General features: G+C 56.7%; 28 protein-coding genes. 15 read left to right on the plus strand and 13 right to left on the minus strand.

Features of this window, described 5'->3' with window-relative positions:
- Positions 1 to 19: 19 nt before the first annotated feature.
- Complete coding sequence (gene nqrE / locus ACN28Q_RS00290) at positions 20 to 616, plus strand: NADH:ubiquinone reductase (Na(+)-transporting) subunit E (RefSeq protein ID WP_095844500.1); 597 nt, start codon at positions 20 to 22, stop codon at positions 614 to 616.
- An 87-nt stretch (positions 617 to 703) separates the two neighbouring features.
- On the opposite strand, the gene ACN28Q_RS00295 is transcribed toward nqrE, so the two are convergent.
- Positions 704 to 865, minus strand: coding sequence for a YqaE/Pmp3 family membrane protein (locus ACN28Q_RS00295; protein WP_095844501.1), 162 nt, complete (start codon positions 863 to 865; stop codon positions 704 to 706).
- Positions 866 to 1147: 282 nt separating this feature from the next.
- Here ACN28Q_RS00295 and ACN28Q_RS00300 point away from each other — a divergent pair, with 282 nt between their 5' ends.
- Positions 1148 to 1324: a GhoT/OrtT family toxin gene (locus ACN28Q_RS00300; protein ID WP_095844502.1), complete on the plus strand. Its 177-nt coding sequence runs from the start codon at positions 1148 to 1150 to the stop codon at positions 1322 to 1324.
- Positions 1325 to 1368: 44 nt separating this feature from the next.
- Here the strand turns inward: ACN28Q_RS00300 and ACN28Q_RS00305 are convergent, their stop codons facing one another.
- The gene (locus tag ACN28Q_RS00305) at positions 1369 to 1527 is read right to left on the minus strand and encodes a hypothetical protein (protein WP_165906989.1); all 159 of its coding nucleotides are present in this window, start codon (positions 1525 to 1527) and stop codon (positions 1369 to 1371) included.
- A 147-nt stretch (positions 1528 to 1674) separates the two neighbouring features.
- Here ACN28Q_RS00305 and ACN28Q_RS00310 point away from each other — a divergent pair, with 147 nt between their 5' ends.
- The 6 genes from ACN28Q_RS00310 to ACN28Q_RS00335 all read left to right on the plus strand — a co-directional run bounded on the left by ACN28Q_RS00310 (position 1675) and on the right by ACN28Q_RS00335 (position 8411).
- The gene (locus ACN28Q_RS00310; protein WP_095844503.1) at positions 1675 to 2481 is read left to right on the plus strand and encodes an ATP-binding cassette domain-containing protein; all 807 of its coding nucleotides are present in this window, start codon (positions 1675 to 1677) and stop codon (positions 2479 to 2481) included.
- 2 nt (positions 2482 to 2483) lie between these two features.
- On the plus strand, positions 2484 to 3254 hold the full coding sequence (locus ACN28Q_RS00315; protein ID WP_095844504.1) for an ABC transporter ATP-binding protein: 771 nt from the start codon (positions 2484 to 2486) through the stop codon (positions 3252 to 3254).
- A gap of 18 nt (positions 3255 to 3272) precedes the next feature.
- Positions 3273 to 4769, plus strand: a complete 1497-nt coding sequence (locus ACN28Q_RS00320; RefSeq protein WP_095844505.1) for an ABC transporter substrate-binding protein — start codon at positions 3273 to 3275, stop codon at positions 4767 to 4769.
- Positions 4766 to 6493, plus strand: a complete 1728-nt coding sequence (locus ACN28Q_RS00325) for an ABC transporter permease subunit (RefSeq protein WP_230469591.1) — start codon at positions 4766 to 4768, stop codon at positions 6491 to 6493. The genes ACN28Q_RS00320 and ACN28Q_RS00325 overlap by 4 nt, the downstream gene beginning before the upstream one ends.
- Positions 6494 to 6556: 63 nt before the next feature.
- Entirely contained in the window at positions 6557 to 7117 is a 561-nt protein-coding gene (locus tag ACN28Q_RS00330) for a 3'-5' exonuclease (protein ID WP_095844506.1), read from the plus strand.
- A gap of 100 nt (positions 7118 to 7217) precedes the next feature.
- Positions 7218 to 8411, plus strand: coding sequence for a multidrug effflux MFS transporter (locus ACN28Q_RS00335; protein ID WP_095844507.1), 1194 nt, complete (start codon positions 7218 to 7220; stop codon positions 8409 to 8411).
- Positions 8412 to 8414: 3 nt separating this feature from the next.
- Here the strand turns inward: ACN28Q_RS00335 and dadX are convergent, their stop codons facing one another.
- Together dadX and ACN28Q_RS00345 are read right to left on the minus strand one after the other, a co-directional pair.
- The gene (gene dadX / locus ACN28Q_RS00340; RefSeq protein WP_095844508.1) at positions 8415 to 9488 is read right to left on the minus strand and encodes a catabolic alanine racemase DadX; all 1074 of its coding nucleotides are present in this window, start codon (positions 9486 to 9488) and stop codon (positions 8415 to 8417) included.
- A gap of 63 nt (positions 9489 to 9551) precedes the next feature.
- Positions 9552 to 10856, minus strand: coding sequence for a D-amino acid dehydrogenase (locus tag ACN28Q_RS00345; protein WP_095844509.1), 1305 nt, complete (start codon positions 10854 to 10856; stop codon positions 9552 to 9554).
- A gap of 177 nt (positions 10857 to 11033) precedes the next feature.
- Between ACN28Q_RS00345 and ACN28Q_RS00350 the strand changes: the two genes are divergently transcribed.
- Both ACN28Q_RS00350 and ACN28Q_RS00355 read left to right on the plus strand, forming a co-directional pair.
- On the plus strand, positions 11034 to 11159 hold the full coding sequence (locus ACN28Q_RS00350; protein WP_257790437.1) for a hypothetical protein: 126 nt from the start codon (positions 11034 to 11036) through the stop codon (positions 11157 to 11159).
- A gap of 225 nt (positions 11160 to 11384) precedes the next feature.
- Positions 11385 to 12920, plus strand: coding sequence for a SpoVR family protein (locus tag ACN28Q_RS00355; RefSeq protein ID WP_095844510.1), 1536 nt, complete (start codon positions 11385 to 11387; stop codon positions 12918 to 12920).
- A 45-nt stretch (positions 12921 to 12965) separates the two neighbouring features.
- On the opposite strand, the gene fadR is transcribed toward ACN28Q_RS00355, so the two are convergent.
- Positions 12966 to 13685, minus strand: a complete 720-nt coding sequence (gene fadR, locus ACN28Q_RS00360; protein WP_095844511.1) for a fatty acid metabolism transcriptional regulator FadR — start codon at positions 13683 to 13685, stop codon at positions 12966 to 12968.
- 312 nt (positions 13686 to 13997) lie between these two features.
- On the opposite strand from fadR, the gene dsbB reads away from it, so the two are divergent.
- Positions 13998 to 14528 (plus strand): disulfide bond formation protein DsbB, encoded by a 531-nt coding sequence (dsbB, locus tag ACN28Q_RS00365; RefSeq protein ID WP_095844512.1) that lies wholly within the window; start codon positions 13998 to 14000, stop codon positions 14526 to 14528.
- 90 nt (positions 14529 to 14618) lie between these two features.
- Complete coding sequence (locus ACN28Q_RS00370) at positions 14619 to 14765, plus strand: hypothetical protein (RefSeq protein ID WP_165906990.1); 147 nt, start codon at positions 14619 to 14621, stop codon at positions 14763 to 14765.
- 80 nt (positions 14766 to 14845) lie between these two features.
- Here ACN28Q_RS00370 and ACN28Q_RS00375 read toward each other — a convergent pair whose 3' ends face one another.
- The 4 genes from ACN28Q_RS00375 to ACN28Q_RS00390 all read right to left on the minus strand — a co-directional run bounded on the left by ACN28Q_RS00375 (position 14846) and on the right by ACN28Q_RS00390 (position 17649).
- The gene (locus ACN28Q_RS00375) at positions 14846 to 15334 is read right to left on the minus strand and encodes an OsmC family protein (RefSeq protein ID WP_095844513.1); all 489 of its coding nucleotides are present in this window, start codon (positions 15332 to 15334) and stop codon (positions 14846 to 14848) included.
- Between the two features lie 139 nt (positions 15335 to 15473).
- A complete protein-coding gene (locus tag ACN28Q_RS00380) occupies positions 15474 to 15920 on the minus strand; it encodes a cysteine cluster protein YcgN (protein WP_095844514.1) in 447 nt (148 codons plus the stop codon).
- A 594-nt stretch (positions 15921 to 16514) separates the two neighbouring features.
- Positions 16515 to 17171, minus strand: a complete 657-nt coding sequence (locus ACN28Q_RS00385) for a fumarylacetoacetate hydrolase family protein (protein ID WP_095844515.1) — start codon at positions 17169 to 17171, stop codon at positions 16515 to 16517.
- 205 nt (positions 17172 to 17376) lie between these two features.
- Positions 17377 to 17649: a YcgL domain-containing protein gene (locus ACN28Q_RS00390; protein ID WP_095844516.1), complete on the minus strand. Its 273-nt coding sequence runs from the start codon at positions 17647 to 17649 to the stop codon at positions 17377 to 17379.
- A gap of 136 nt (positions 17650 to 17785) precedes the next feature.
- Here ACN28Q_RS00390 and minC point away from each other — a divergent pair, with 136 nt between their 5' ends.
- From minC to minE, 3 genes are read left to right on the plus strand one after another with little or no spacing between them, the layout of a single operon-like run.
- Positions 17786 to 18478, plus strand: coding sequence for a septum site-determining protein MinC (gene minC / locus ACN28Q_RS00395; protein ID WP_095844517.1), 693 nt, complete (start codon positions 17786 to 17788; stop codon positions 18476 to 18478).
- A gap of 24 nt (positions 18479 to 18502) precedes the next feature.
- Positions 18503 to 19315, plus strand: coding sequence for a septum site-determining protein MinD (gene minD, locus ACN28Q_RS00400; RefSeq protein WP_095844518.1), 813 nt, complete (start codon positions 18503 to 18505; stop codon positions 19313 to 19315).
- A 3-nt stretch (positions 19316 to 19318) separates the two neighbouring features.
- The gene (gene minE / locus ACN28Q_RS00405; protein WP_095844519.1) at positions 19319 to 19588 is read left to right on the plus strand and encodes a cell division topological specificity factor MinE; all 270 of its coding nucleotides are present in this window, start codon (positions 19319 to 19321) and stop codon (positions 19586 to 19588) included.
- 236 nt (positions 19589 to 19824) lie between these two features.
- On the opposite strand, the gene rnd is transcribed toward minE, so the two are convergent.
- The 4 genes from rnd to tsaB all read right to left on the minus strand — a co-directional run bounded on the left by rnd (position 19825) and on the right by tsaB (position 24362).
- A complete protein-coding gene (gene rnd, locus ACN28Q_RS00410) occupies positions 19825 to 20946 on the minus strand; it encodes a ribonuclease D (RefSeq protein ID WP_095844520.1) in 1122 nt (373 codons plus the stop codon).
- 123 nt (positions 20947 to 21069) lie between these two features.
- A complete protein-coding gene (gene fadD / locus ACN28Q_RS00415) occupies positions 21070 to 22761 on the minus strand; it encodes a long-chain-fatty-acid--CoA ligase FadD (protein ID WP_131928950.1) in 1692 nt (563 codons plus the stop codon).
- Between the two features lie 205 nt (positions 22762 to 22966).
- Entirely contained in the window at positions 22967 to 23557 is a 591-nt protein-coding gene (locus ACN28Q_RS00420) for a Slp family lipoprotein (RefSeq protein WP_095844522.1), read from the minus strand.
- A 103-nt stretch (positions 23558 to 23660) separates the two neighbouring features.
- A complete protein-coding gene (gene tsaB, locus ACN28Q_RS00425) occupies positions 23661 to 24362 on the minus strand; it encodes a tRNA (adenosine(37)-N6)-threonylcarbamoyltransferase complex dimerization subunit type 1 TsaB (RefSeq protein WP_095844523.1) in 702 nt (233 codons plus the stop codon).
- Positions 24363 to 24402 lie beyond the last annotated feature (40 nt).

A 24402-nucleotide genomic window follows, 5' to 3' on the forward strand; every position in this document is an offset into this window, starting at 1 on the left:
CATAGCAATAGGAGGTGACATGGAAAACTACTTGGGGATTTTTTTGCGCGCAGTTTTTGTGGAAAACATGGCTCTTAATTTCTTCCTGGGTATGTGCACCTTCCTGGCGATATCAAAAAAGGTGGATACGGCATTTAAGCTGGGCGTAACCGTTACGCTGCTGTTAGCGATCGCCACCCCGCTGAATAATCTGATTTATCATTACCTGCTGCGGGAAAACGCCATCATTGAAGGTGTCGATCTCAGCTTCCTGGATTTCATCACCTTTATCGGCGTGCTGGCTGCGCTGGTGCAAATCCTCGAAATGCTGTTGGATCGCTATGTTCCGTCGTTGCACCAATCGCTGGGTGCCTTTTTACCACTACTGACTATCCACTGCGCGATTTTCGGCGCAACCATCTTTATGGTGCAACGCGAATATAATTTCGCTGAATCTTTTGTCTACGGCACCGGCTGCGGTATCGGCTGGCTGCTGGCGATTGTGTCGCTGGCTGGCCTGCGCGAGAAGATGAAATACGCCAATATGCCAAAGGGGCTGCAGGGGTTGGGCAGTGTCTTTATGACCGCCGGGCTGATGTCGCTCGGGTTCATGTCTTTTGCCGGGATCAAACTTTAAACCTGGCCGCTTGAAAATGAAAACGGGGAGTGTATCGCTACACTCCCCGCTGAAGGTTCTGGAGGCGCTTTCCGCCTCATACTGCGCTTATGATTGCTTGGTCTGCACCCAGAAAGCGTGGATCAGCCCAGGAATATAGCCCAGCAGCGTCAAAATAATGTTAAGGATGAATGCCCAGCCGAAGCCCTTCCCGAGCAGTACGCCCAATGGTGGCAAAATAATGGTAAATACAATCCGCCAAAAACCCATAATATCTCCTTGCGTGATTTCCGTATGCTCAACTTATTACAACTGCTTAATATTATCAAACCGTTATCAGAATATTCTCAGCATTAGCCATACCCGTAACGCCATTATTTTAAGCCGGATAGCAAAACCTATTACACCACCGGGGAAATAGCACACAAAACTAAAGGTTTTTGCCGACCCACCCGACACTTTTGCGGCTATGACAGAGATAAAATGAAGCATTGATTATCTGGGCGGCTGCTCCTAGAATCGCCGCCACAATAATAAGAGGAGCCTGTTTTCATGTCGCAACTTTGGGTAGCAACACAATACTTTTACTTATTTGGCCTTGTATTTTCCATGGTTTTTACCTACCTGGTTAGCCGGGATACGATCAAAATCCGCTGCATCAGCGCGTTAATCATCGGCCTGACCTGGCCACTGAGTCTGCCTGTGGTTTTACTTTTTTCATTATTCTGAGCGGGGTATCGCCCAGCCAGGGTCAACCATCCGCACCAGCCTGATTAGCCTTTGGGTATATGGGGCTCTGAAATATCCACCAGCCGGCAGAGTTTACTGAAATTGTCGGCGCTCTCGCAGATCTTGTCGGTGACAAACAAGCCCAAATAGCCGATCACCAGCACGTAGCCGATCATGCATAAAATGAAAATAAACGTCTTCACCCCAATCCCAACCTAACCGTCGCTTTTATCTATCATACCGTGAACAACGCCGATTCGCCCATGCAAAACAAAAGGCGCGGTGACTATGGTCATTTAAGGGATGAAATGTTATGTTATCACATAACTTAACACCCTGTAGATATTATCATGGACCGACACACTCCACCGCTGCTGGCCGTCAACAACCTTACGCTGGTGCTGGATGGCAAAACCAAAATCAACAAATTGAGTTTTGAACTGCAACACGGTGAGAGCCTGTGTTTACTGGGGGCCTCTGGTTCGGGCAAATCACTCACGGCAAGCGCCATTCTGGGGACGCTACCGCCCAATGCCGTCCTGAGCGGTTCCATCCGCATCTGCGGGCGGGAAGTCGGCGGCCAGCGCCTGCAGCAACGCGGCCCGGCGCCAGTAGCCGCTATTTTTCAAGATCCTTTCACCACCTTGAATCCACTGGTTAGCGTTGGCAAACAGTTGGGGATGGCGTTGCGCTATCAACAGGGAATAAGCCGCCGGGCAGCCGATGCCTGCGCCAGCGAACTGCTGGCAGCGCTCGGTCTGGAGCCCAATGCCATTCTGCCGCGCTACCCCAGCCAACTGTCAGGTGGGCAATGCCAACGGATCTGCGCCGCCCTGGCGTTAAGCGGGCAACAGCGCCTGCTGATCGCCGATGAGCCCACTACCGCGTTGGATATGGTCAGCCAGCACCAGGTGATTGACCTTTTACGCCAGTACACCAATCACACCACCGGCAGAGGGCTGCTGTTTATCACGCATGATGTCACCGTTGCGGCTGCACTGTGCCAACGCGCCGTTATCTTGGCCGGCGGCCAACAGATTGAGCAAGGCCCGATCGGCCAAATCATGCAGCGGCCCGCCCATCCCTATACCCATAGCCTGGTTACGGCGGCCCGCCAGCTGTATCAGGCCCATAACGGTTTGCGCCAGGCGGTATAACCATGCGCGCCGAAATGCCGTTTATCAGTATGCAAAATGTCAGCCGCCGTTATTCACCGCGGGCTATCGGGGTGGCGGGAATAAACCTGAATATCTACGCCGACGAGTGCATCGGGCTGGTCGGCTGCTCCGGAGCCGGCAAATCCACCCTGTTAAAACTCCTATTGGCGCTTGAAACAGCAGACGGCGGGCATATTCATTGCCAGGGACAGTTGCTGGAGGCCGCCAGGCCGCGCCGGTTACGCGGATACCGCCGGCTGGTGCAATACGTGCCTCAGGATGCCCATGCCTCGCTAAACCCCCGCCATACCGTGGCGCAGCTTATTGCCGCCCCGTTGCGCCAACTCGCGCCGCAGGAAAATGCCCAGGCAATCACCGAACGGGTACTGGAACAGGTTGAACTGGCCCCGCGGTTGGCGCATGCGCGCCCAAATGAACTTTCCGGTGGCCAGGCGCAACGCGTGGCATTAGCACGCGCTATCGCCTTGCAGCCCCGTTTTCTGTTGGCGGATGAACCGGTGAGCGGGCTGGATCTGCCGTTACGCCAGCAAATGATTGCGCTATTGCGCCGCCTGGCGCAGCAGCAGCAAATGGGCATGTTGATCGTTTCACACGACATTTCGCTGGTCGCAGCCCTGTGCCAGCGAACCCTGGTGATGGATCGCGGTGCGATCGTCGAGGATCGCCCCACCCACACGTTGCTGCAACACCCCCAGCATGCGGCCACCCATGCGTTGATCGCCGCGATACCGCAACTGCCTACCCATATTTAACCCCGGAAGGAGCTATTGATGTTACCTCTACGTTTTATTGGCCCCGCCTGCCTGATGGTCAGCAGCGTCTTACTTAGCGGCTGTTTTGATCCCGCCGCCCCCGAAGAAACCAGCGCGAATGAAAAACGCATTCGCCTGGCGATGCTACAGCCGCCGCGCTCGGGCTTAACGCCGCTGAGTGATGATGCGTTCAAACTTTCGCGTTGGAGCAATAGCGAAACGTTAGTGATATTGGATGCCAACGGCGATATACAGCCGGCGCTGGCGACCGAATGGCAGCCGCTGGATGCGCAAAGCTGGCGTTTTCGTTTGCGCCAGGGCGTTCAGTTCCATGACGGCAGCACATTCGATGCCCATAGCGTGGTGCGCTCACTCCAGGCCGCCATGCAGGCCGCGCCAAAACCGCGGATTCTGGACGGCGTGGAACTGACCGTCAGCGCTGACGGCGATAACGCCGTGATTATCCGCAGCGCCACACCCGATCCGTTGCTTCCCCAGCGCCTGTCCAGCCCGCAGCTCGCGATCCTGGCCGCCGGGGCATACGGCGCCAACGGCACGGTTAATCCACTGCGTGCCGGTACCGGCGCTTACGTGTTAACCGAGATCAACGGCACCAGCAGCGCCCGCCTGCAAAGGTTCGATAACTATTGGGGGGAGAAAGCCGCCGCGCCGGGGATCGACGTCAGCTTTGTACCCGACAGCACAGCCCGTGCCGCCGCCTTGCGTACCGGCAGCGCCGATTTGGTGGAAGCGCTGCCCATTTCACAACTGCCGCTGATTGACCCGGCACTGATCCATGAAGTCCCCATGCCGCGCACCAACACCCTGTATCTGAATACTCGCCACGGCGCTTTCAGCGATCCGGCCGTGCGGGCGGCAGCGGCCGCCGCCATCCAACGCCAGCCGCTGATCGATAACGTCTACGAAGGGCGCGCCGATATAGCCGCCGGGCTGCTTGGCCCGGCATTGCCCTGGGCCGCCGCGCTACGCCAGGCACCGCCCGCCGCTGCGCCTGCCGCGATCGGCGGCAAAACCATCACGCTGGCAACCTTCAGCGATCGCGCGGAACTGCCGGAAGTCGCTGTGTTTCTGGCGCAGCAGCTCACCGCCGCCGGCTTTGAAGTGAAACAGGAAGTGCGTGAATACGCGCATATCGAAGCCGATGCCCTAGCCGGAAAGTTTGACGCCTTTATTCTTTCCCGCGCAACGGTGCTGGATTCAGGCGATCCGGTGGCTTATATGTACAGTGATTTTGCCTGCCACGGCTCCTTCAACATTTCCCAACTGTGCGATCACCAGGTGGATGCTGCGCTGGAACAGGCCGCATCGCTCCCGGCAGGCCAACAGCGCCGCCAGGCGATTATGGCGGCGGAGAACAAAATTCTCGCCACCCACGCGGCCATTCCGCTATTGCATGAACGGGTGATCCAGGGGGAAGCCACCAACATGCGGCATGCCGCGCGCGATCCGCGTGAGCGCGTATTGGTCACGCCTGCCAGCATGATTGCGCCATGATTGCGATGAAAACCGTCAGGCATGCCTTGCTGCCGCAGCTCTCCCGCCTGGCTGCCCTGCTGGCGATGGGGCTGTTTGTCGGCCTGATGCCCTGGTTATCCGGGCGCGATCCGGCGCTCAGCCTGTTGCGCGCCCGCTCGGGCGATCAAGAAGCCACCCAGGAAGCGCTGGCCGCCATTCGCCAGCGTTACGATCTGGATGACGGCCCATGGGCGTTGTTTGGCCGCTGGGTTTATCATCTGTTTCAGGGGGATGCCGGCAACTCGTGGATCTCGGGGCAACCGGTATTGCCGGGAATGATGCAGGCTGCCGGAGTATCCCTGGCGTTAATGGGTTATGCGTTGGCGCTGGCCTTGATTGTGGCGCTGCTGCTGGCGTTACCAGCGCTGTGGCGTGGGCTACACGGCAATAGCCGACGCGCGACGGGCACGCTGGCCGTCACATTAACAGCGCTGCCTGAGTTCTTGCTGGCGTCGCTGGTGTTGATTGTGGGGGCGGTCTGGCTGCGCTGGTTCCCGCCATACGGCTGGCAAAGCCTAAATAACGTTGTGCTGCCCGCGCTGGCGCTTGGCCTGCCTGCCGGGGGCTTGCTCGGCCTGCTGTTCAGCGATGGGCTCAGCGCCACCTTCAATGAGCGCTGGCTGCAGACCTGGCACCTGGCGGGGATCCCTTGGTATCGCAGCCTGCAGGCCGTATTGCAACGCACCCTGCCCGCGCTGCTGCCGCAGATCGGCCTGGTAATGATCGGCCTGACCGGCGGCGCTGTGGCGGTGGAAAAGGTGTTTGCCATCCCCGGCCTGGGGCGGGCAACGCTGGGCGCCGCTATCGCCCAGGATTTGCCGGCCTTGCAGTGCGGCCTCTTGCTGTTACTGGCGATCGCCTTTTGTGCCGGTCTGGCTGGGCAAGCACTGCATTACCTCTTGCTGGCGCGGATTGCCGCCGTGCTGCCGAATACGCCGCCACGGCGGCAGGATGGCAAAGCGCTGCCGATCGCCATCATCGCCGCGCTGCTGCTGGGCCTGATGGTGGCTACCGGCCTGCTGCGCGATCCCTTTTCTTCCCTGCATCTGCGCCTGCAGGCCCCTAGCCTGGCGTTGCCGTTCGGCGCGGATGCCACCGGCCGCGATATTCTGGCGCGTGTGGCCCACGGCGCGCTCAATACCTGCCTGCTGGCGCTGGCCGTGAGTTTTACTTCGCTGCTGGTGGGGTTGGTGTTCGGCATGCTGCCGCGCCTGGCCTGCGGGCTGATTGAGCTGGCGAACGCCACGCCGCCGATCATCGCCGGGCTGTTGGTGATCGCCATAACCGGCCCCAGCGCCTATGGCGCGGCGGTGGCGGTGCTACTGGTCAGTTGGGCGCCGTTGGCCGCACATTGCGCTTCATTGCTGACGGAAATGCGCCAGCAGGCCTATATCCGAATGCTGCCAGTCTTGGGCATCGGCCCACTCCGCACGCACACCCACTACCTGCTGCCGGCGATCATGCCTACCCTACTGCGCCACGCTATGCTGCGCCTGCCGGGGATCGCACTGGCATTGGCAGCGCTGGGGTTCCTCGGCCTGGGGCCGCAGCCGCCAAGCGCCGATTGGGGGCTGCTTCTGGCTGAAGGCATGCCCTATATCGAGCGCGCACCCTGGGTGGTTCTGCCGCCGATCGCCGCGCTGATCCTGCTGTCGATCCTGGCGATATCTCTGGCTAATCTCTCGGGCCAGCGGCGTGGCTGAACGCGCATCCTGGCTCGCTTTGCGGTAATATATCGCCCAAACTTACGCCAGCCGGGATCACCCATGCACCACCTGATGTTAGATATTGAAACCCTGGACACCGTGCCCAGCGCGGTGATCCTGGTCGTCGCCGCCGTATTTTTCGATCCGAAAACCGGCCAACTGGGCGCCGAATTTGAAGCCGCCGTCAGTTGCCAGAAAACGCAACCCGGGCGCACTATCAGCCTCGATAGCGTGGCCTGGTGGGCCAGGCAATCCAACGAGGCGCGCAAGCTGGCCTTTGGCGGCAGCGAAACCCTCAAACGCGTGTTATCCAGCTTCAGCCGTTTTATTCATATGAACGCCACAGACAACGTCAAGGTATGGGGTAACGGCAAGGAGTTTGACTGCACGATCCTGGAACATGCATTTCAACAACTCGAGCTGCCCTGCCCCTGGCGCTTTTGGGATACGCAGGATGTGCGCACCATCATTACCCTGGCAGAATTGCACGGTTTCAACCCCAAAAAAGAACGGCCGTTTGAAGGTACCCCTCACCGGGCACTGGACGATGCCAAGCATCAGGCACGCTATGTGGCGGACGCCATTTCAGCCCTGTATTATCGGAAAGCGCCAGTGGCATAAACCTTGCCGTTGCCACACAGGGTTTGTGCTTTGCTTCTTTCTTTTTCTGGCCAAGGTCACTACTCTACTCACCTTTGTCACTCGGATGTGCTGACTTGTTATGCAAAGATACCTTTTTCTTCTTCTGAGCCTGGTATTGTTCGGGCCGTTGGGGATCGACCTTTACCTGCCCACCATCCCGGCTATTGCGCGCGGCCTGAACAGTAGCGAAACGCTGATTCAGTCCAGCATTCCGCTTTTCATCCTGGTGCTGGGCATTGGGCAAATCATTTCCGGTCCTCTGGCGGACAACTATGGCCGCAAACCGATTGCTATGACGGGGATTGTGCTCTATATGGCGGGCTCGGCCATGGCGGCGTTGGCCACCTCGCCGGGGGTATTTATCGCTTCCCGCCTGTTGCAGGGGGTGGCGGTCTGCTGCACCTCCGTCGTCTGTTACAGCGGCGTGCGCGATCGAATGAGCGGCGATGATGCCGCGCGCGCGTTTGGCTTCCTTAACGGCACGTTGAATATCGTTCCGGCGCTGGCGCCGCTGTTAGGCGGCCTGCTGGCGGAAAACTTCGGTTGGCGCGCGCCTTTCTGGTTCCTGATGAGCTACGCTCTGGCGGTGATGATCTTGATTGCCCTGCGCTTCCCGGAAACACGCCCCGAGGGCACCCGGCCGGTGCGTGGGTTGCCGTTGCGGCAATATGCCCATATCCTCAGCGATCACCATTTTCTGGGGTTCACCCTGGTTAACGCCGGAGCGATGGGGATGGCGCTGACCTATGTTTCGCTGGCGCCCAACGTACTGATGGGCACCGCCGGCCTGACGCCGCTGCAATTCTCCATCGCTTTTGGCGCCAATGGGTTCTGGATTATGTTCGTGACCTTCTTTGCTAACCGCATCATCCGTAAAATCGGCCGCCCGGTTTGCCTGTTCACCGGCAGCATGTTGATGCTGCTGGGCGCCATTGGCCTGTTTCTGGGCGTGGGCTTGCTGCCGGCCGGCGCGCAAACCCACTGGCTGGCCTATATGCTGCCGGTGGCTTCGTCCTGCGCCGGGCTGGCGTTTGTCATGGGCCCAGCCACCAGCTATGCGCTGGAGCCCTACTCGACAGAGGCCGGCGTCGCTTCTGCGCTGGTGGGCTTTGTGCAGATGGCGGGCGGTGCCGCGCTAGGGCTCATCGCGATGACGTTGCCATTGCCGCCTAAGCTGGCGCTGGCGCTGGTGATGCTGACCAGTTGCCTGCTGGCGCTGCACGCGCGCAAGCTCAGCCGCCAGAGCACCAGCCATATTGAGAAGATTGCCTGAAGTTTACTGGCCGGCCACCACCGGCACCCGCGCCGTTAATGCCGTCAGCAGCTCGTAACCCAGCGTTCCGGCTGCGGCGGCCACATCATCAACCGGTAACCGCCGCCCCCACAGTTCCACCTCTGCGCCAAGATTCGCCTGCGGGCACGGCGTTAAATCCACCGCCAGCATGTCCATCGATACGGTGCCCAGCGTGCGGGTCAGCACACCATCCACCCACACCGGCGTGCCAGTGGGCGCATGGCGCGGATAGCCATCGGCATACCCGCAGGCGACCACGCCCACGCGCTGTACACCGCTGGCGGTATAACGGCCGCCATAGCCTACGCGCGCACCGGGCTGCACCAGTTGCACGCCGATGATCTCACTGCTGAGCGTCATCGCCGGCTGCAGGCCGAAACCGGCGATATCGCGCCAGTTGCCAGTCGGCGATGCGCCATACAGAATAATGCCGGGCCGGATCCAATCGCCGTGGGTTTCAGGGTGCCAGAGCGTCGCCGCCGAGTTCGCCAGGCAGCGCGGCAGGTCTATACCGCTGGCCGCCTGCTCAATAGTCGCGATCTGTTGTTCAACCCCTTCCGGGCCATCTGCGGTGGCGAAGTGGCTCATCAGCGTAATGGAACGGATATTACCGATGCCGCGCGCCCGCAGCCAGCTTGCCTGTAACTCCGAAGGAGGGAAGCCCAGGCGGTTCATGCCGCTGTTAACTTTCAAATAGATATCCAGCGGGGCCGTAAGGTTAGCATCGGCAATCGCCTGCAGTTGCCAGGCGCTGTGCACGGCGGTCGTTAATCGGTATCGGTCGATCAGCGCTAAATCCTCGGCCCGGAAGAACCCCTCCAGCAGCAGGATCGGCCCTTGCCAGCCCGCCTCGCGCAGCAATATTGCCTCGGCGAAATCCAGCAAGGCAAAACCATCGGCTTGCGCCAGCCGGTGCCACACCCGCTGGAGGCCATGACCATAGGCATTGGCCTTCACCACCGCCCAAATATTGGGCTGTGACGCATGGCGGCGAATAACCTGCAAATTGTGTTCAAACGCAGAAAGGTGCAGTGTTGCTGTAATTGGGCGGGGCATGGCCTCTCCTTAGAGCCTGTTGATGCCGCCATAGAGCGCCCACGGCGGCAGCGATAATTAAGGTTAGCGCACAGGGTGCGCGCTTTTGTGCGGCACCGCCCCCTGCTTGCCATAACCCGTACGATAACGCTCCACCGACAAATCCTCAAACGGGATAGCCGGCGCCACGCCGGAAATCAAATCGGCCAGCAGTTGCCCCGAACCGCAGGCCATGGTCCAACCCAGCGTGCCGTGGCCGGTATTCAAGAACAGATTTTTCACCGGGGTGCGCCCTACCACCGGCGTGCCGTCCGGGGTCATCGGCCGCAGGCCAGTCCAGAAGGTGGCTTGTTCAACGTGGCTGCCTTGGGGGTATAGATCGCGCACAACCATTTCCAGCGTAGCGCGCCGCTTTTGCTCCAGCGCGGTGTTATAGCCGACAATTTCGGCCATGCCGCCCACGCGGATCCGTTGATCAAACCGGGTAATGGCGATTTTGTAGGTTTCATCCAGCACGGTGGAAACCGGCGCATCGGCCTCACTGGCGATGGGGATGGTCAGTGAAAAGCCCTTCAGCGGATAGACGGGGATCGCGACCAGATCGCGCAGCAGCCCGGTGGAATAAGAACCCAGCGCCACCACATAGCTATCACCGGTAAATACCTCATCCCCGGACTGCACCCCAACGATGCTATCGCCTTCCACCAACAACCGGTCAATGCTGCGGTTATAGCAAAAGGTGACGCCCGCCTGCTGCGCCATCAGCGCCAGCCGTTGGGTAAACAATTGGCAGTCGCCGGTTTCATCGTTCGGCAGTTGCAGGCCGCCGGTCAGCTTATGCGCCACCTGCGCCAGAGCGGGCTCAACGCTTGCCAACTGCGCGGCTTCCAGCAGTTTATACGGCACGCCGGCGTCTTTTAGCACCGCGATATCTTTGGCCGCATTTTCAAACTGCTGGGCCGTGCGAAACAGCTGTAAAGTGCCCCCCTGCCGCCCTTCGTACTGAATGCCGGTTTCCTGGCGCAACGCTTTTAGACAATCGCGGCTGTACTCCGCCAGGCGCACCATACGCCCTTTGTTCGCCATATAATGTGCGGTGTCGCAGTTCTTCAGCATCTGCCACATCCAGCGCAGTTGGAAGCTGCTGCCGTCTGGGCGGATCGCCAGCGGCGCATGGCGCTGGAACATCCATTTGACGGCCTTTAAAGGAACCCCCGGCGCAGCCCAGGGAGCGGCATAGCCCGGTGAGATCTGCCCGGCATTGCCAGCGCTGGTTTCAAGCGCCGGCCCGGGTTGGCGCTCAATCACTGTCACTTCATGACCGGCTTTCGCCAAATACCAAGCGCTCGCCACGCCCACAACGCCACTACCTAAAATCACCACTCGCATAGCAGACTCCAAGCTCAGGCCACCCCAAGCATAATCCTCTGCTCACCAAGGATTAGCCCAGAGGAAATCGCCAAACAGAAAGTTAACCATTAGACACGATACTGTCACATTTCATTTATCCTTCATGCACTATGCTTTTGCAATAGCCGGGAAAAAATAGCGATAAGATATCGCCCAATGGCCGGTATCGAAGAAAAATACGGCCAATACGCTAGCAATGACAGCAACGCCATCAATCAAAAAGCGCCACTGAATAACAAGCCGCTAACAGACGGCATCAAACGCTCACTGGCACTTTATTAGACCAATATGCTAACAAAATGGCGACTTAAGAGATTTTTGTGTTGGTGGGGATGGGTATGCCGGTAGCAGAAAAAACTCAGCGCATCTGCCCGCCCTTTACGCCGTCAACGCCATTCCGTTGAATTTTTAAACTTTATATGATTATTCGCTACGGCCAGATTGAGCTACGCTTGTAATTAGGGCTCGCCGTAATGAGCATAGCCCGTTAATAACGAGGGTGCGCTGATGACTACTTCAACATATGAAAAGGTTAAGGATGACAAACGTCTGAGCGATGGACCAGACTGGTCGTTCGATCTGCTGCAGGTTTATCTGGAGCAAATTGACCGCGTAGCCAAGCACTACCGGCTTGACACCTATCCACACCAGATTGAGATCATCACCTCCGAGCAGATGATGGATGCTTACTCGAGCGTTGGGATGCCGATCAACTATACCCACTGGTCATTCGGCAAAAAATTCATTGAGACAGAACAGCGTTATAAGCACGGGCAGCAGGGGCTTGCCTATGAGATTGTGATTAACTCCAATCCCTGTATCGCCTACCTGATGGAAGAAAACACCATCACGATGCAAGCGCTGGTCATGGCGCATGCCTGCTATGGGCACAACTCGTTTTTCAAAAATAACTACCTGTTCCGCAGTTGGACGGATGCCAGCTCCATTGTGGATTACCTGCTGTTTGCACGTAACTACATCAGCCAGTGCGAAGTGCGCTATGGCATGGAGGAAGTAGAAAAGCTGCTGGATTCCTGCCATGCATTGATGAACTACGGTGTCGATCGCTATAAGCGCCCGCAGAAAATTTCACTGCTGGAAGAGAAAGCGCGCCAGAAAAGCCGCGAAGAATATCTGCAAAGCCAGGTGAACTCCTTGTGGAAAACCTTGCCGCGCGTTGATCGTGAGGCGGTGCCGGAACAGGTGCGCCGCTACCCAAGCGAGCCGCAGGAAAATATTCTCTACTTTATGGAGAAGAACGCCCCGCTGCTGGAACCGTGGCAGCGCGAAGTGCTGCGCATTGTGCGCAAGGTGAGCCAGTATTTTTACCCACAAAAGCAAACCCAGGTGATGAACGAGGGCTGGGCCACCTTCTGGCACTACACCATTCTTAACCACCTGTATGACGAAGGGCGGGTTACCGATCGCTTTATGCTGGAGTTCCTGCACAGCCATACCAACGTGGTGTACCAACCGCCCTACAACAGCCCCTATTACAACGGTATTAACCCGTATGCGCTGGGTTTCGCTATGTTCCAGGACATCAAGCGCATCTGCCAAGAGCCAACCGAAGAAGACCGCTACTGGTTCCCGGATATCGCCGGCAAAGACTGGCTGGATACGCTGCACTTCGCCATGCGTGATTTCAAGGACGAAAGCTTCATCAGCCAGTTCCTGTCACCGAAGATCATGCGCGACTTCCGGCTGTTCACCGTGCTGGATGACGATCGCAATAATTTCCTGGAGATATCGGCAATTCACAACGAATCAGGCTACCGCGCAATCCGCCAAGAGCTTTCGGCGCAGTATAACCTCAGCAACCTTGAGCCGAATATCCAGATCTGGAATGTGGATCTGCGTGGTGACCGCTCGCTAACGTTGCGCTATATCCCGCAGGATCGCGCACCGTTGGATAAAAGCCGCCGCGAGGTGATGAAGCATGTGCACCGGCTGTGGGGATTTGATGTGATTCTGGAACAGCAAAACGAGGATAACAGCGTTGAACTGCTGGAACGCTGCCCGGCGCGGCCTGCGCCGCTTTAACGATAAGACCACCTACTCAACGCCACGCGGCCCGAAAGGGCCGCTTTAACGGCGGGCCTCTGTGAGATCGCTTGGCATCGTGCCTTGCATGCTGTGCCAGATGGCGCCGCTTTCTTTACCGTAGCTGCGCACCGTGTCCATCACCTGTTCATACAGCCGCTCATGGCATAAGGTGGAAAGCTTGTTATAGAAGCTTAACGCCAGCTTGCGCGCTTCCGGGTTCGAGAAATAATACCGCCCCACGCGCGTATACAGCCCTTTCAAACCGTTCAGGATTAGGCCGTAAATCGGGTTGCCGGAAGCAAACGCCAGGCCGCGGAAAATCTCGTAATCCAGATGGTTGAACGCATCAGCCTGATCTTCAACTTCGGCGGCTTTCGCCAGCACTTCCTGTGCCTGCTCCGGATAATTGCGCACCGCAGCACGGATAAAGATGGAGGCGATGTTGGTGCGAACGGAAAGCAGGTTGTCGATAAGCTGCGGCACGCTGTTGTGATCAAGGCGCGCCAGCGTCTCAAGAATATTCAGGCCGGACGTTTCCCAGAAGTTGTTTACCTTGGTGGGTTTGCCGTGCTGAATGGTCAGCCAGCCATCACGCGCCAAACGTTGTAAAACTTCACGTAAGGTGGTGCGCGTTACGCCAATCAACTCTGAAAGCTCACGTTCCGCAGGCAAAATAGAGCCAGGGGGGAAGCGATTATTCCAGATACTCTCGATAATATACTCTTCCGCGAAACCGGCAGGACTTTGCGCCTTGATGACCATGTATTTGATATTCCGTAACGACGATAATCAGAAAGTAGAATCAGCTGATCATACCAGATCGCCTCCGGCATGACATAGCCTGAGCAAAAAACATTAAACGAAAGTGTGCATAAACCGGCAAAAAACGAGCGAAAATGCCAAACGGCCCGTTCCCCTGCCCAGCCATACTAAGGGGGCCGCCGGCATATCAGCACCAATAAACCCTGCTTTGGAACGCTTTTTTACACAGAATCCGCCACGGATAGCTGGCAGCAGGGTTGAATTGGTTTACACTGCCCGTTCAATTGCTTACTACATGGAAGAGCGATCATTATGTTGCAATTTTTTAACCGCTGCTCGCGCGGGCGCGGTGCCTGGCTGCTGATGGCATTGATTGCGCTGCTGCTGGAGCTGGCTGCGCTTTATTTTCAGCACGTCATGCTGCTACAGCCTTGCGTGATGTGTATTTATGAACGCTGTGCCCTGTTTGGTATTTTGGGGGCGGGCCTGCTTGGCGCCGTCGCACCGAAAACCCCGCTGCGCTATGCCGCTATCCTGCTGTGGATCTACAGCGCGTGGGAAGGGGTACAGTTGGCCTGGAAGCACACCATGATCCAGTTGCACCCTTCGCCGTTCAATACCTGTGACTTTTTCGTCAGCTTCCCATCCTGGCTGCCGCTGAATAAATGGCTGCCGGCGGTATTCGAAGCATCAGGCGATTGCTCTGTACGCCAATGGCAATTCCTGACGTTAGAGATGCCGCAATGGCTGGTCGGTATTTTTGCCGCCTTCCTGGTAGTTGGCGTGATTGTGCTGCTGAGCCAGTTTGTCCGCCCGCGCAAACGCGATCTGTTCGGCCGTTGATAGGCCGATAATTAAAAACGGTGCCCTGGCGGCACCGTTTTTAATTGGCTCTGCCGTCGCCATAAATATCAGCCTGACGGCGGCTTAAAGATGAGTGAAGTAATAGACGAGCACGATCAGTGCTCCAGCTATCGCAAACAGGCGCACCATTTTCATTGTTGGCTTTCTCGCAAGCGGGAATATAGCCACAGCCTACTGAACCTGCGGTTGGAAATGAAGCCTTCCCCCTGCCAATAGCCCGTAATTTACATAACATTGAACTCGGGCCGCCGGCGTCGCCCATCCGCTATCGCATCGGCAGAAAATCGTCGTGCCGATTAAGAAACCGCACCGCTGCGTATGGATATTTCCGGCTCGTTGTTCACCGGGAAATTCATCGACCGCGCAATAAAGCACATGTCGTGGGCCTTATGATGCAAATCCAGAGCGGTTTGGCGATCCGAATCAGCCGTTATCTCAACCCGGGGCCGCAGCGTAACCGATGAAAATTGGCCGGCGCCGCCGCTTTCTTCCAACATAACGCCCTCGGCCTCATCGCGATAAGCCACCACCATGACGCCAGCGGCGGCGCAAAGGCCAAGATACCAAAGCTTATGGCAGGCACTGAGTGATGCCAGTAGCAGTTCCTCTGGGTTCCAGCGCGCCGGATCCCCACGGAAGCTCGGATCCGCCGAACCCAAAACAGGCGTTTTACCTGCCGCACTGATTTCATGGTTGCGGCTGTAGGCGCGGTAATTGGCGGTGCCGCTGCCCTCATTCCCAGTCCAGACCACGTTGACCCGGTAAGTATGCTGCTTCTTTGCCATCACGTTCTCCTATGCCCAATCCGGCGCGATTGCCTCGCGCGCAGAAAACAGGATCTGTTGAATCAACAGACTGGGCGTTTTAATGAAAATTTAATTGGGGGTATATCCATGGCCAAAAATCAACACCAACCGGGCGCCGTTATCTGGCCCAGTCAGGCTTGTTCAAAATATGGTCCTGCCAATCAACGACCTCACTTTCACGCACGGCAATATGGCGCACGGTAATGCGTTCGCCATGCATTGCGGCTTTGGAGCCGCTGATTAGCGGGTGCCATGCATACAGCGGCTTGCCTTCACCGATCAGCCGGTAGGCGCAGGTTGGCGGCAGCCAGTTGAAGGTCACCAAATTCTCCCGCGTCAGCTTGATGCAGTCCTCTTCCAGTTCAAAACGGCGATCGTAGTGACGACACTGGCAGGATTTGATGTTCAGTTGATCGCAGGCCACGTTGGTGAAATAAATCTCATCGGTATCTTCATCGATCAGTTTATTCAGGCAACACTGCCCACAGCCGTCGCACAGCGACTCCCACTCTTGTTCTGACATCTCCGCCAGGGTTTTGGTTTGCCAAAAAGGGCGTTGTGACATGGTAAAATCCGGTAATAAATCTATACTCGTCATACTTCAAGTTGCAGGTGTGTTGGCTTTCCTCGCTCACCCCAGTCACTTACTTGAGTAAGCTCCTGGGGATTCGCTGTGTCGCCGCCTTCCTGCAACTCGAATTATTTAGAGTATAAGCCAATAAAAGCCCGCAAGCAGGCGCAAGGGCGGGACTATAGCGAAACCCGCCGAAGAATGGAAATAAAAGCCTAAGAGAATCAAAGCAGTAAAGCGTAATTCAGTTAAAAAACACACTGATAGCTATTATAGCGGAAAATCAGCCCTGCCGCCGCCACGCGGCGGCAGAACCGATGCTAGGCTGTGTCCCGCAATAGGTCGTGGTGCCGTCGTTGCGTCCAAAGCCCGTCATCAAGGCTTCGGGCGCAGGGCATAGTGGGCCTATGTTCAAGCCCGATAACGCAGAGGACGGGCTTTGGGGGCACGACCCTCCGGGCTGGGGCCATTGGGCCGCGCTCCTGCGTTGCTCGCCGTTTATTTGGGCCCGCCAAACCGCACGGCTTGCGCCTTGACGCGCAGCCCAATGACCGCCAGCGGCACTCACGCACTATTACGGGACACAGCCTAGATAACGCGGGTGGTCAGCGTTTTGCCATTAACGGAAACTTTCAGCATATCGCCGGAGTTCATCGGGCCAACGCCCTGCGGCGTGCCGGTCAGGATGATATCCCCCGCGCGCAGAGTAAAGAAGCGGCTCATATAGCTGATCAACGGCAGAATCGGCGTGATCATGTCGCGCGTGTTGCCCTGCTGGCGCACTTCATCATTCACCGTCAGAGACAAATCCACATTTTGCGGATCGCCAAACTCCGCCACCGGAATAAAGCCCGAGATCGGACACGAGCCGTCAAAGCCTTTGGCTTTTTCCCACGGCTGCCCCGCTTTCTTGAACGAAGCCTGTAGCTCGCGCAGCGTTAAATCCAGCGCAACGCCATAGCCGGCAATCGCCCGCGCAACGCGATCTTCATTGGCCTGTTTCAACGGCGTGCCAATCAGCACCGCCAGCTCCACCTCGTGATGCACCGGGCCAAAGCCTTTAGGAATAGCCACCGGCTGGCGGATGTCGCACAGCGCGGTTTCCGGCTTGATAAACACCACCGGTTCAGCGGCTACGGCACTGCCCATCTCTTTAATGTGATCGGCATAGTTGCTGCCCACGCACACCACTTTGTTTACCGGAAAATCAAGCAACGTGCCCTGCCAGTCTCGATGTTGATACATACCGCTTCTCCTGACGAAAATAGGGCCGGATCAACCGCGCCCCTGAATAAGCCGATGCATGCCTCTGCGCCGGTGCGTAAGGTGCACACGCAGTGCATGAAACAGAAACGTTACCATAAATCAATCACGCTTTACCTGCATATCATTCGGTGCTAACGCCAATCGCGCTGCGGCCGGCACCATTCACCGGCCAGGGCGCCGCCGATTACGCTTCCTTGGTGCCCAAGTGCTGGTTTAATAGACTTTCCACCGGCGGTGGGAACTGTAGATAAAACCCTTCATCCTGCAGGGCAGTTTTTACTTTATCAATATCCGCATTGGCTAATTTTTCACGCCCGGCCAGATTCACCATCATGGAAAACTGGGGCGCACCAAAACTTTTCAGCAGATCTTCCGGCACTCGAGAGAAATCGTCTTTTTTTTCGACATAAAGATAAGTTTGATCGCGTTTTGGGCTTCTATAGATCACACAAAGCATTTTTTTAACTCTAATTAATTGGAACGGTATCTTGCCTGGATATAACTCTGACTATAACATGCATATAGTACATCGGAATATCGTACCCCGAGAGGTATTCCGGGGATTTAAAGTTGCTGAAACTGAGTCAGGATAGATGTCACAATCGCCAATTGAGCTAAAAGGCAGCAGTTTTACCCTATCGGTTGTTCATTTGCATAATTCAGAACCCGAGGTAATACGTCTGGCGTTGCAGGAAAAAGTGGATCAAGCTCCAGCTTTCCTGAAAAACGCGCCTGTTGTTATCAACGTCGCAGCGCTAAATGGCAATGCGGACTGGAAGGAACTTCAACAGGCTGTCGCTGCGGCGGGTCTGCGCGTTGTCGGCATCAGCGGATGCAAAGATGAGCAGCAAAAACGCGCCATAGCCCGCGCCGGCCTGCCGCTGCTGAGTGAGGGCAAAGGCCAGAAAATGGCCGCGCCGGAACCCGCACCCGCGCCGGTTGAAGAGCCGGCCATTGTCAAAACACGCATCATCAGCACCCCTGTCCGTTCCGGCCAACAAATTTATGCCCGCAACAGCGATTTAATCGTCACCAGTAGCGTCAGCGCAGGTGCTGAACTGATTGCCGATGGCAACATTCACATCTATGGCATGATGCGCGGCCGTGCACTGGCAGGCGCCTCCGGCGATACCCAATGCCAGATTTTTTGCACGCACCTGGGGGCTGAGCTAGTCTCTATCGCAGGGCAGTATTGGTTAAGCGATCAGATCCCGTCCGATTACTTCGGTCAGGCTGCGCGGCTTAGCCTGTTGGATAACGTTTTAACCATACAACCGTTAAATTAAGCCCTTTTGACAAGGAATCCATTCATGGCACGCATTATTGTTGTTACATCGGGTAAAGGGGGCGTTGGCAAGACCACTTCGAGCGCGGCCATCGCTACCGGCCTTGCCCAGAAAGGTAAGAAAACCGTGGTGATCGATTTCGATATCGGCCTACGTAACCTTGACCTGATTATGGGCTGTGAGCGCCGTGTGGTTTATGATTTCGTCAACGTGATTCAGGGTGATGCCACGCTGAATCAGGCGTTAATCAAAGACAAACGCACCGAAAACCTTTACATCCTGCCCGCCTCGCAAACGCGTGATAAAGACGCGTTGACCCGCGAAGGCGTTGAAAAAGTGCTGAACGGCCTTAACGAGATGGATTTTGATTTCGTCGTTTGCGATTCACCGGCCGGTATCGAAACCGGTGCGCTGATGGCGCTGTATTTTGCCGACGAAGCGGTGATCACCACCAACCCTGAAGTCTCTTCAGTGCGTGACTCGGACCGTATTCTCGGCATTCTGTCTTCCAAATCGCGCCGCGCTGAAAAAGGCGAAGCGCCGATCAAGGAACACCTGCTGCTCACCCGCTACAACCCTGGCCGCGTTAACCGGGGCGACATGCTGAGCATGGAAGACGTGCTGGAAATCCTGCGTATCCCGCTGGTCGGCGTCATTCCTGAAGACCAATCCGTGCTGCGTGCGTCCAACCAGGGCGAACCAGTGATCCTGGACAACGACTCTGACGCCGGTAAGGCGTACGAGGATACCGTTCACCGTTTATTAGGAGAAGAACGCCCTTTCCGCTTCATCGAAGAAGAGAAGAAGGGTTTCCTGAAACGCCTTTTTGGGGGATAAACCATGGCTTTGTTAGATTTTTTTCTGTCCCGCAAAAAAACGACAGCCAGTGTAGCCAAGGAACGGTTACAGATTATCGTTGCAGAACGTCGCCGTGGGGACAGTGAGCCCCCTTATCTGCCTGATTTGAAACGTGACATCTTAGCCGTCATTTGTAAATACATTCAAATTGACCCAGAGATGCTGCACGTGCAGTTTGAGCAGAAAGGGGATGATATTTCGGTTCTTGAACTTAACGTAACGTTACCGGAATCGGAAGAAACGGCTAAATGATAGCAGCACATTCAATCCCCTCCCGGCTTATTTGCCGGAGGGGACTGTATGTGCATCCAGTTATATTCTCTGCACCCGCTAAATCACCGCCTATTTCTCTTTGGGATTAATCTCAGTTAAGTTCGCCTATTTTTCCCTTAGAGTTAATCGTGGCGGTAAAATTACCTGAAAGAACCTATTTCATTAAAATAATGATGAAGCAGAGTTGCCGCTGCTCCATTATCAATTCAGTTTGCTTAATAATTTTTCAAAATATTCTGCAGCGCTTCGGCCAATAACTCACCGCGCCAGCCGCTGATTAATTCTGGTTGGTTATCACCGCATTTCAATTGCCAATGCCAGTTCAGCAATTGGTTAATCTGGCGGCGGGAAGCCAGCAGCTCGCTGCTTAAACCGCTTTGCTCGCTGACGGTGGCAATCGCCGCTTTAATATCCTTAAACACCTTTTTGTAGCCAGGGTGATCGACCAGATTCGCCACTGGCGCAGGCAGCGCAGCGTCATCCAGCGCGTTGGCTTCGGCCACCAGCGCCAGCAGCGTTTTGCCGTGGTAGCGGATCTCCGGGCCACTCAGCCCCAGCGAATCCAACTCCCCGAGCGAAGATGGCATACAACGCGCCACCTGCAGCAGGTTTTCCTCGCGCACGACGAAATTCACCGCCAGATCGCGCTCGCGCGCCTGGTTCAGGCGCCACGCCGCCAGTTTTTGCAGGCAGGCCAACTGCCGTGGGCGCAGTTGCCAGGCGTTGGAGATTTCACGGTAAGCCAATTCCGGCGCCAGCACCTCGCTGCGGCGTTGGCACAGCAGCAGGCACTCATTGGCCGCCGCCGCCGTCCACCCTGCTTCTTCGGTTTCCTGCACCAGGCGCTTCGCCATAGGCAACAGGTAAAACACATCGGCAGCGGCGTAAACACACTGCTTTTCGGTCAACGGGCGGGCCAGCCAATCGGTCCGCGACTCGCTCTTATCCAGCTCAACCCCCATGTATTCCGCCACCAGGCTGGCAAAACCGCAGGATAATGAACGGCCAGAGAACGCCGCCAGGATCTGGGTATCCACCAACGGCGCCGGCAGCGTTTTGAACGCATTGAGAAACACTTCCAAATCTTCGCTACCAGCATGCAGGAACTTGACCACGCGGCTGTCCGCCAACAGGTCGATGAAGGGTTGCCATTCTACGATCGGCAGCGGATCAATCAGCGAGAGTTGTTCACCATCGTATAATTGGATCAAACCCAACTGCGGGTAGTAGGTGCGCGTTCTGACAAACTCGGTGTCCAGTGCGATCTGGCCATGGTTTCTTGCCTGCTCGCAGACCTGCTGCAACCCGGCGTCTGTAGTGATCAACTGATAATTCAAAACATCATTCTCTTTGCTATTTGTATGATTCACAACATAACAACGCCGGCAATACACCGGCGCTGTTGATAAGAACTCTCTGGTAAAAACCCCGGGCGGTGCCCGCAGCGGCGCATGAGCCCGCTAAGCAGCGGCATCAGCCGCCAACGGTTTTTTTTGCTCATCCCGCAGTTCACGCCGCAAGATCTTACCCACGTTCGATTTGGGTAACTCACTGCGGAACTCAACGAGTTTAGGCACTTTATACCCTGTCAGGTGCCGGCGGCAATGCGCCTGTAGCTCTTCGGCCGTCAACGAGGCGTCTTTCTTCACCACGCAGATCTTTACCGCCTCGCCGGAGGCATCGCTCGGCACACCGATGGCCGCGCATTCCAATACTTTGGGATGTTGGCTGACCACCTCTTCAATCTCATTGGGATAAACGTTAAACCCGGAAACCAGGATCATGTCTTTTTTACGATCGACAATACGGATAAAACCTTCATCGTCCACGGTAACGATATCACCGGTGGCAAGCCAGCCGTCTTGCAATACTTCTGCCGTCGCTTCAGGGCGTTGCCAATAGCCTAACATAACTTGCGGCCCTTTTACCCACAGTTCACCCGGCGATCCGGCAGGCACATCGTGCCCAGCGTCGTCCAGCAGGCGAACTTCGGTTGAAGGCACCGGCAAACCGATACTGCCGCTGTAGCGCTGCAGATCATAAGGATTGCCGGTCACCAGCGGCGCACATTCGGTCAGGCCGTAGCCTTCCAGCAGATGCCTGCCGGTAATGCTTTGCCATTTATCCGCAACGGCCTTCTGCACCGACATACCGCCGCCCACCGACAACCGCAGGGTGGAAAAATCGAGCCGGCAAAAATCCGTATTATTCAGCAGCGCGTTAAACAACGTGTTTACGCCGGTCATTACGGTAAAGGGATATTTGGCCAGCTCCTTGACCATCCCTGGAATATCGCGCGGGTTGGTAATCAGCAGGTTGTTGGCCCCCAGCTCGATAAACAGCAGACAGTTCACCGTCAGCGCAAAAATGTGATACAGCGGCAACGCCGTCACCACCAGCGTCTGGTTGCCCTGCAATAACGGGGCATAAGCGGCTTTCGCCTGCTCCAGGTTAGCCTGCATATTCCGGTGAGTGAGCATCGCCCCCTTGGCCACGCCGGTGGTGCCGCCGGTGTACTGCAAAAAGGCCAGATCGTCGTTGGTAATCGCCGGCTTCACATACTGGAGCCGCCGCCCCTGTTGCAAGGCTGCGCGATAAGAGATGGCGTCCGGCAGGTTGTATTTTGGCACCAGGCGCTTGATATACTTCACCACAAAGTTCACCAGCGTACCTTTGGCCGTGGACAACTGATCGCCCATGCGCGTCAGGATCACATGCTTCACCTGGGTTTTATAAACCACTTTTTCCAGGGTGTGGGCAAAATTAGAGACGATGACAATCGCCGCGGCGCCGCTGTCGTTAAGCTGGTGTTCCAGTTCCCTGGGCGTATAGAGAGGGTTAACGTTGACGACCACCATCCCGGCGCGCAGGATGCCGAATAATGCGATCGGGTATTGCAATAGGTTGGGCATCATCACCGCAACGCGATCGCCGGGCTTCAGCCCCAGCGAATTTTGCAGATAAGCGGCGAAGGCCCGGCTGCGCTCTTCCAGCTTGCGGAAGGTCATTACCGCGCCCATGTTGATGAACGCCGGTTGATCCGCATAACGCACTGCGGCACGTTCAAACATATCCACTAAAGACGCGTATCGATCGGCATTTATTTCCGCCGGAACATCTGCCGGGTAGCGTTTTAACCAGACCTTATCCAAGGTATTACTCCTGAAATCATTACTCATCATCATCGCAGCCTCTAACGCGCAACCGCAAATTAACAATATTTTAACTCATCATACCAGCTTCTGTTTTAAACAATATTCAGGTTGCGATGCATATCACTAATTGCTAACGGTTTATGCCGCTAAAAGAATAAGGCGGCCTGAGCCGCCTTATTCACAAGGGCAAACTACGCCTTGTTTATTCCGCCACGATGGTTTGAACCTGCGCAGGGGTTGGGCCGTACCAGCCGTAGCCTGGCCCCCAACCGGGGCCCCATGGGCCATGACGCCAACCCCACGGCCCCATTGGAGCGGGTGGCATCACCACCTGTTGCACCAGGCGCCAACGCTTATAACCAGTAACGTTCAGCGTGACGAAGTCATACGGCGTATTGCCGATTTTGCCCGAATGCAAACCGGTAATCGGCCCGACGACGGTCACCATTTGCCCCTTGAAATCCACCGGGTCGAGGAAACCGTTTACCGAAGCCAACAGCCGCCCCTGCGACGGCTCGCCGAGCAGTGGGCGCGCAGCAGCATCTAACGGCAATGCCGCTATCTCGAGCACCGTTCTGCCGCGATCGTTGGCGACGCCAACCACCTTGCCGCCAAAGCGCCCTTCCGCGCCGCTGAAGGTTTTCGGCGCTGCCTGCACCGACGAAAGCGCCGTTACCGGCGTTTCGGTGGTGCCTTTGATGGCATCCGGCACGCTCACACAGCCAGACAGTGCCAACGCGCTGCCGACCACCGCGGCCAGCAGCCATTTGTTCATTACAGTACGGGTTCGCATCGTGGTAATCTCCTGAAATACCCGCTAATTAGACCCCAATTATTCCGGCAAGTTGCCGCCGCAGGCCAGCATAACCTCAACGGTAGCACAACCAGATGACATCTTATTCACGCCCCGGCAGCTTTTTCCAGGTCACTTCATTGCGCAAATACGTTGGCTGCGCGTTTTCTACGCTAACCACCGCCTCTTGTTGCCAGGCCTGGAGCGCCAGCGGCAGCATATCTTCCGCATGTGGCAGCCGTATTTGCCCATCACTGATTGCCAGCGCCTGGCCGGCCACCAGATCGGGGTAGGTTTGCCAGCCGGTGCCCACCGTAGCCCATTGCCCGGAAAGCCGCGCCGCCCTTTCCTGCACCTGCTGGGGTGAAAGCACCGCTTCGCCTTCGCTTTCCAGCCAATGCCCATCGGCCTGGCGTTCAAACTGGCCCCAATACACTTCGCCCATCCGGGCATCAATGGCGGCCAATACCCGCTGTGCGCCGCTGACCCGCCACGCGCCCTGCGCCATCGTCTGCAAGGTGGAAAGACCAATCATCGGCAGATCGGCCCCTAATGCCAGCCCCTGCGCGATACCGATACCGATACGCACGCCGGTGAAGCTGCCCGGCCCACGGCCAAACGCCAGGGCGTCCAGCTGCGAGAGCGACAGGCCGGACTCGGCCAATACCTGCTCAACCAGCGGTAGAATGCGTTGCGTATGCTCGCGTGGGCAAAGTTCAAACAGGGCGCGGGTTTCGCCTTGATTCCAAATGGCGACGGAACAGGCTTCCGTTGCCGTATCGATCGCTAAAATTCGCGTGGACATGCCAACCTCTGGCGTGAAAATCAATGGGTTTCAATCAGGG

The sequence above is a fragment of the Gibbsiella quercinecans genome, from assembly GCF_002291425.1.
In the GTDB taxonomy this organism is placed as follows: Bacteria; Pseudomonadota; Gammaproteobacteria; order Enterobacterales; family Enterobacteriaceae; genus Gibbsiella; species Gibbsiella quercinecans.

What these genes read in the sequence shown, in the direction of transcription:
- minE (WP_095844519.1), top strand. Translation starts at nt 19,319, where the DNA reads ATGGCTTTGTTAGATTTTTTTCTGTCCCGCAAAAAAACGACAGCCAGT.
- ACN28Q_RS00355 (WP_095844510.1), top strand. Translation starts at nt 11,385, where the DNA reads ATGACTACTTCAACATATGAAAAGGTTAAGGATGACAAACGTCTGAGC.
- ACN28Q_RS00320 (WP_095844505.1), top strand. Translation starts at nt 3,273, where the DNA reads ATGTTACCTCTACGTTTTATTGGCCCCGCCTGCCTGATGGTCAGCAGC.
- dsbB (WP_095844512.1), top strand. Translation starts at nt 13,998, where the DNA reads ATGTTGCAATTTTTTAACCGCTGCTCGCGCGGGCGCGGTGCCTGGCTG.
- ACN28Q_RS00330 (WP_095844506.1), top strand. Translation starts at nt 6,557, where the DNA reads ATGCACCACCTGATGTTAGATATTGAAACCCTGGACACCGTGCCCAGC.
- ACN28Q_RS00420 (WP_095844522.1), bottom strand. Translation starts at nt 23,557, where the DNA reads ATGCGAACCCGTACTGTAATGAACAAATGGCTGCTGGCCGCGGTGGTC.
- minD (WP_095844518.1), top strand. Translation starts at nt 18,503, where the DNA reads ATGGCACGCATTATTGTTGTTACATCGGGTAAAGGGGGCGTTGGCAAG.
- tsaB (WP_095844523.1), bottom strand. Translation starts at nt 24,362, where the DNA reads ATGTCCACGCGAATTTTAGCGATCGATACGGCAACGGAAGCCTGTTCC.
- ACN28Q_RS00385 (WP_095844515.1), bottom strand. Translation starts at nt 17,171, where the DNA reads ATGTATCAACATCGAGACTGGCAGGGCACGTTGCTTGATTTTCCGGTA.
- ACN28Q_RS00380 (WP_095844514.1), bottom strand. Translation starts at nt 15,920, where the DNA reads ATGTCACAACGCCCTTTTTGGCAAACCAAAACCCTGGCGGAGATGTCA.
- ACN28Q_RS00345 (WP_095844509.1), bottom strand. Translation starts at nt 10,856, where the DNA reads ATGCGAGTGGTGATTTTAGGTAGTGGCGTTGTGGGCGTGGCGAGCGCT.
- minC (WP_095844517.1), top strand. Translation starts at nt 17,786, where the DNA reads ATGTCACAATCGCCAATTGAGCTAAAAGGCAGCAGTTTTACCCTATCG.
- ACN28Q_RS00375 (WP_095844513.1), bottom strand. Translation starts at nt 15,334, where the DNA reads ATGGCAAAGAAGCAGCATACTTACCGGGTCAACGTGGTCTGGACTGGG.
- ACN28Q_RS00335 (WP_095844507.1), top strand. Translation starts at nt 7,218, where the DNA reads ATGCAAAGATACCTTTTTCTTCTTCTGAGCCTGGTATTGTTCGGGCCG.
- ACN28Q_RS00350 (WP_257790437.1), top strand. Translation starts at nt 11,034, where the DNA reads ATGGCCGGTATCGAAGAAAAATACGGCCAATACGCTAGCAATGACAGC.
- ACN28Q_RS00370 (WP_165906990.1), top strand. Translation starts at nt 14,619, where the DNA reads ATGAGTGAAGTAATAGACGAGCACGATCAGTGCTCCAGCTATCGCAAA.
- nqrE (WP_095844500.1), top strand. Translation starts at nt 20, where the DNA reads ATGGAAAACTACTTGGGGATTTTTTTGCGCGCAGTTTTTGTGGAAAAC.
- dadX (WP_095844508.1), bottom strand. Translation starts at nt 9,488, where the DNA reads ATGCCCCGCCCAATTACAGCAACACTGCACCTTTCTGCGTTTGAACAC.
- ACN28Q_RS00390 (WP_095844516.1), bottom strand. Translation starts at nt 17,649, where the DNA reads ATGCTTTGTGTGATCTATAGAAGCCCAAAACGCGATCAAACTTATCTT.
- ACN28Q_RS00295 (WP_095844501.1), bottom strand. Translation starts at nt 865, where the DNA reads ATGGGTTTTTGGCGGATTGTATTTACCATTATTTTGCCACCATTGGGC.
- ACN28Q_RS00325 (WP_230469591.1), top strand. Translation starts at nt 4,766, where the DNA reads ATGATTGCGATGAAAACCGTCAGGCATGCCTTGCTGCCGCAGCTCTCC.
- ACN28Q_RS00310 (WP_095844503.1), top strand. Translation starts at nt 1,675, where the DNA reads ATGGACCGACACACTCCACCGCTGCTGGCCGTCAACAACCTTACGCTG.
- ACN28Q_RS00300 (WP_095844502.1), top strand. Translation starts at nt 1,148, where the DNA reads ATGTCGCAACTTTGGGTAGCAACACAATACTTTTACTTATTTGGCCTT.
- fadR (WP_095844511.1), bottom strand. Translation starts at nt 13,685, where the DNA reads ATGGTCATCAAGGCGCAAAGTCCTGCCGGTTTCGCGGAAGAGTATATT.
- ACN28Q_RS00315 (WP_095844504.1), top strand. Translation starts at nt 2,484, where the DNA reads ATGCGCGCCGAAATGCCGTTTATCAGTATGCAAAATGTCAGCCGCCGT.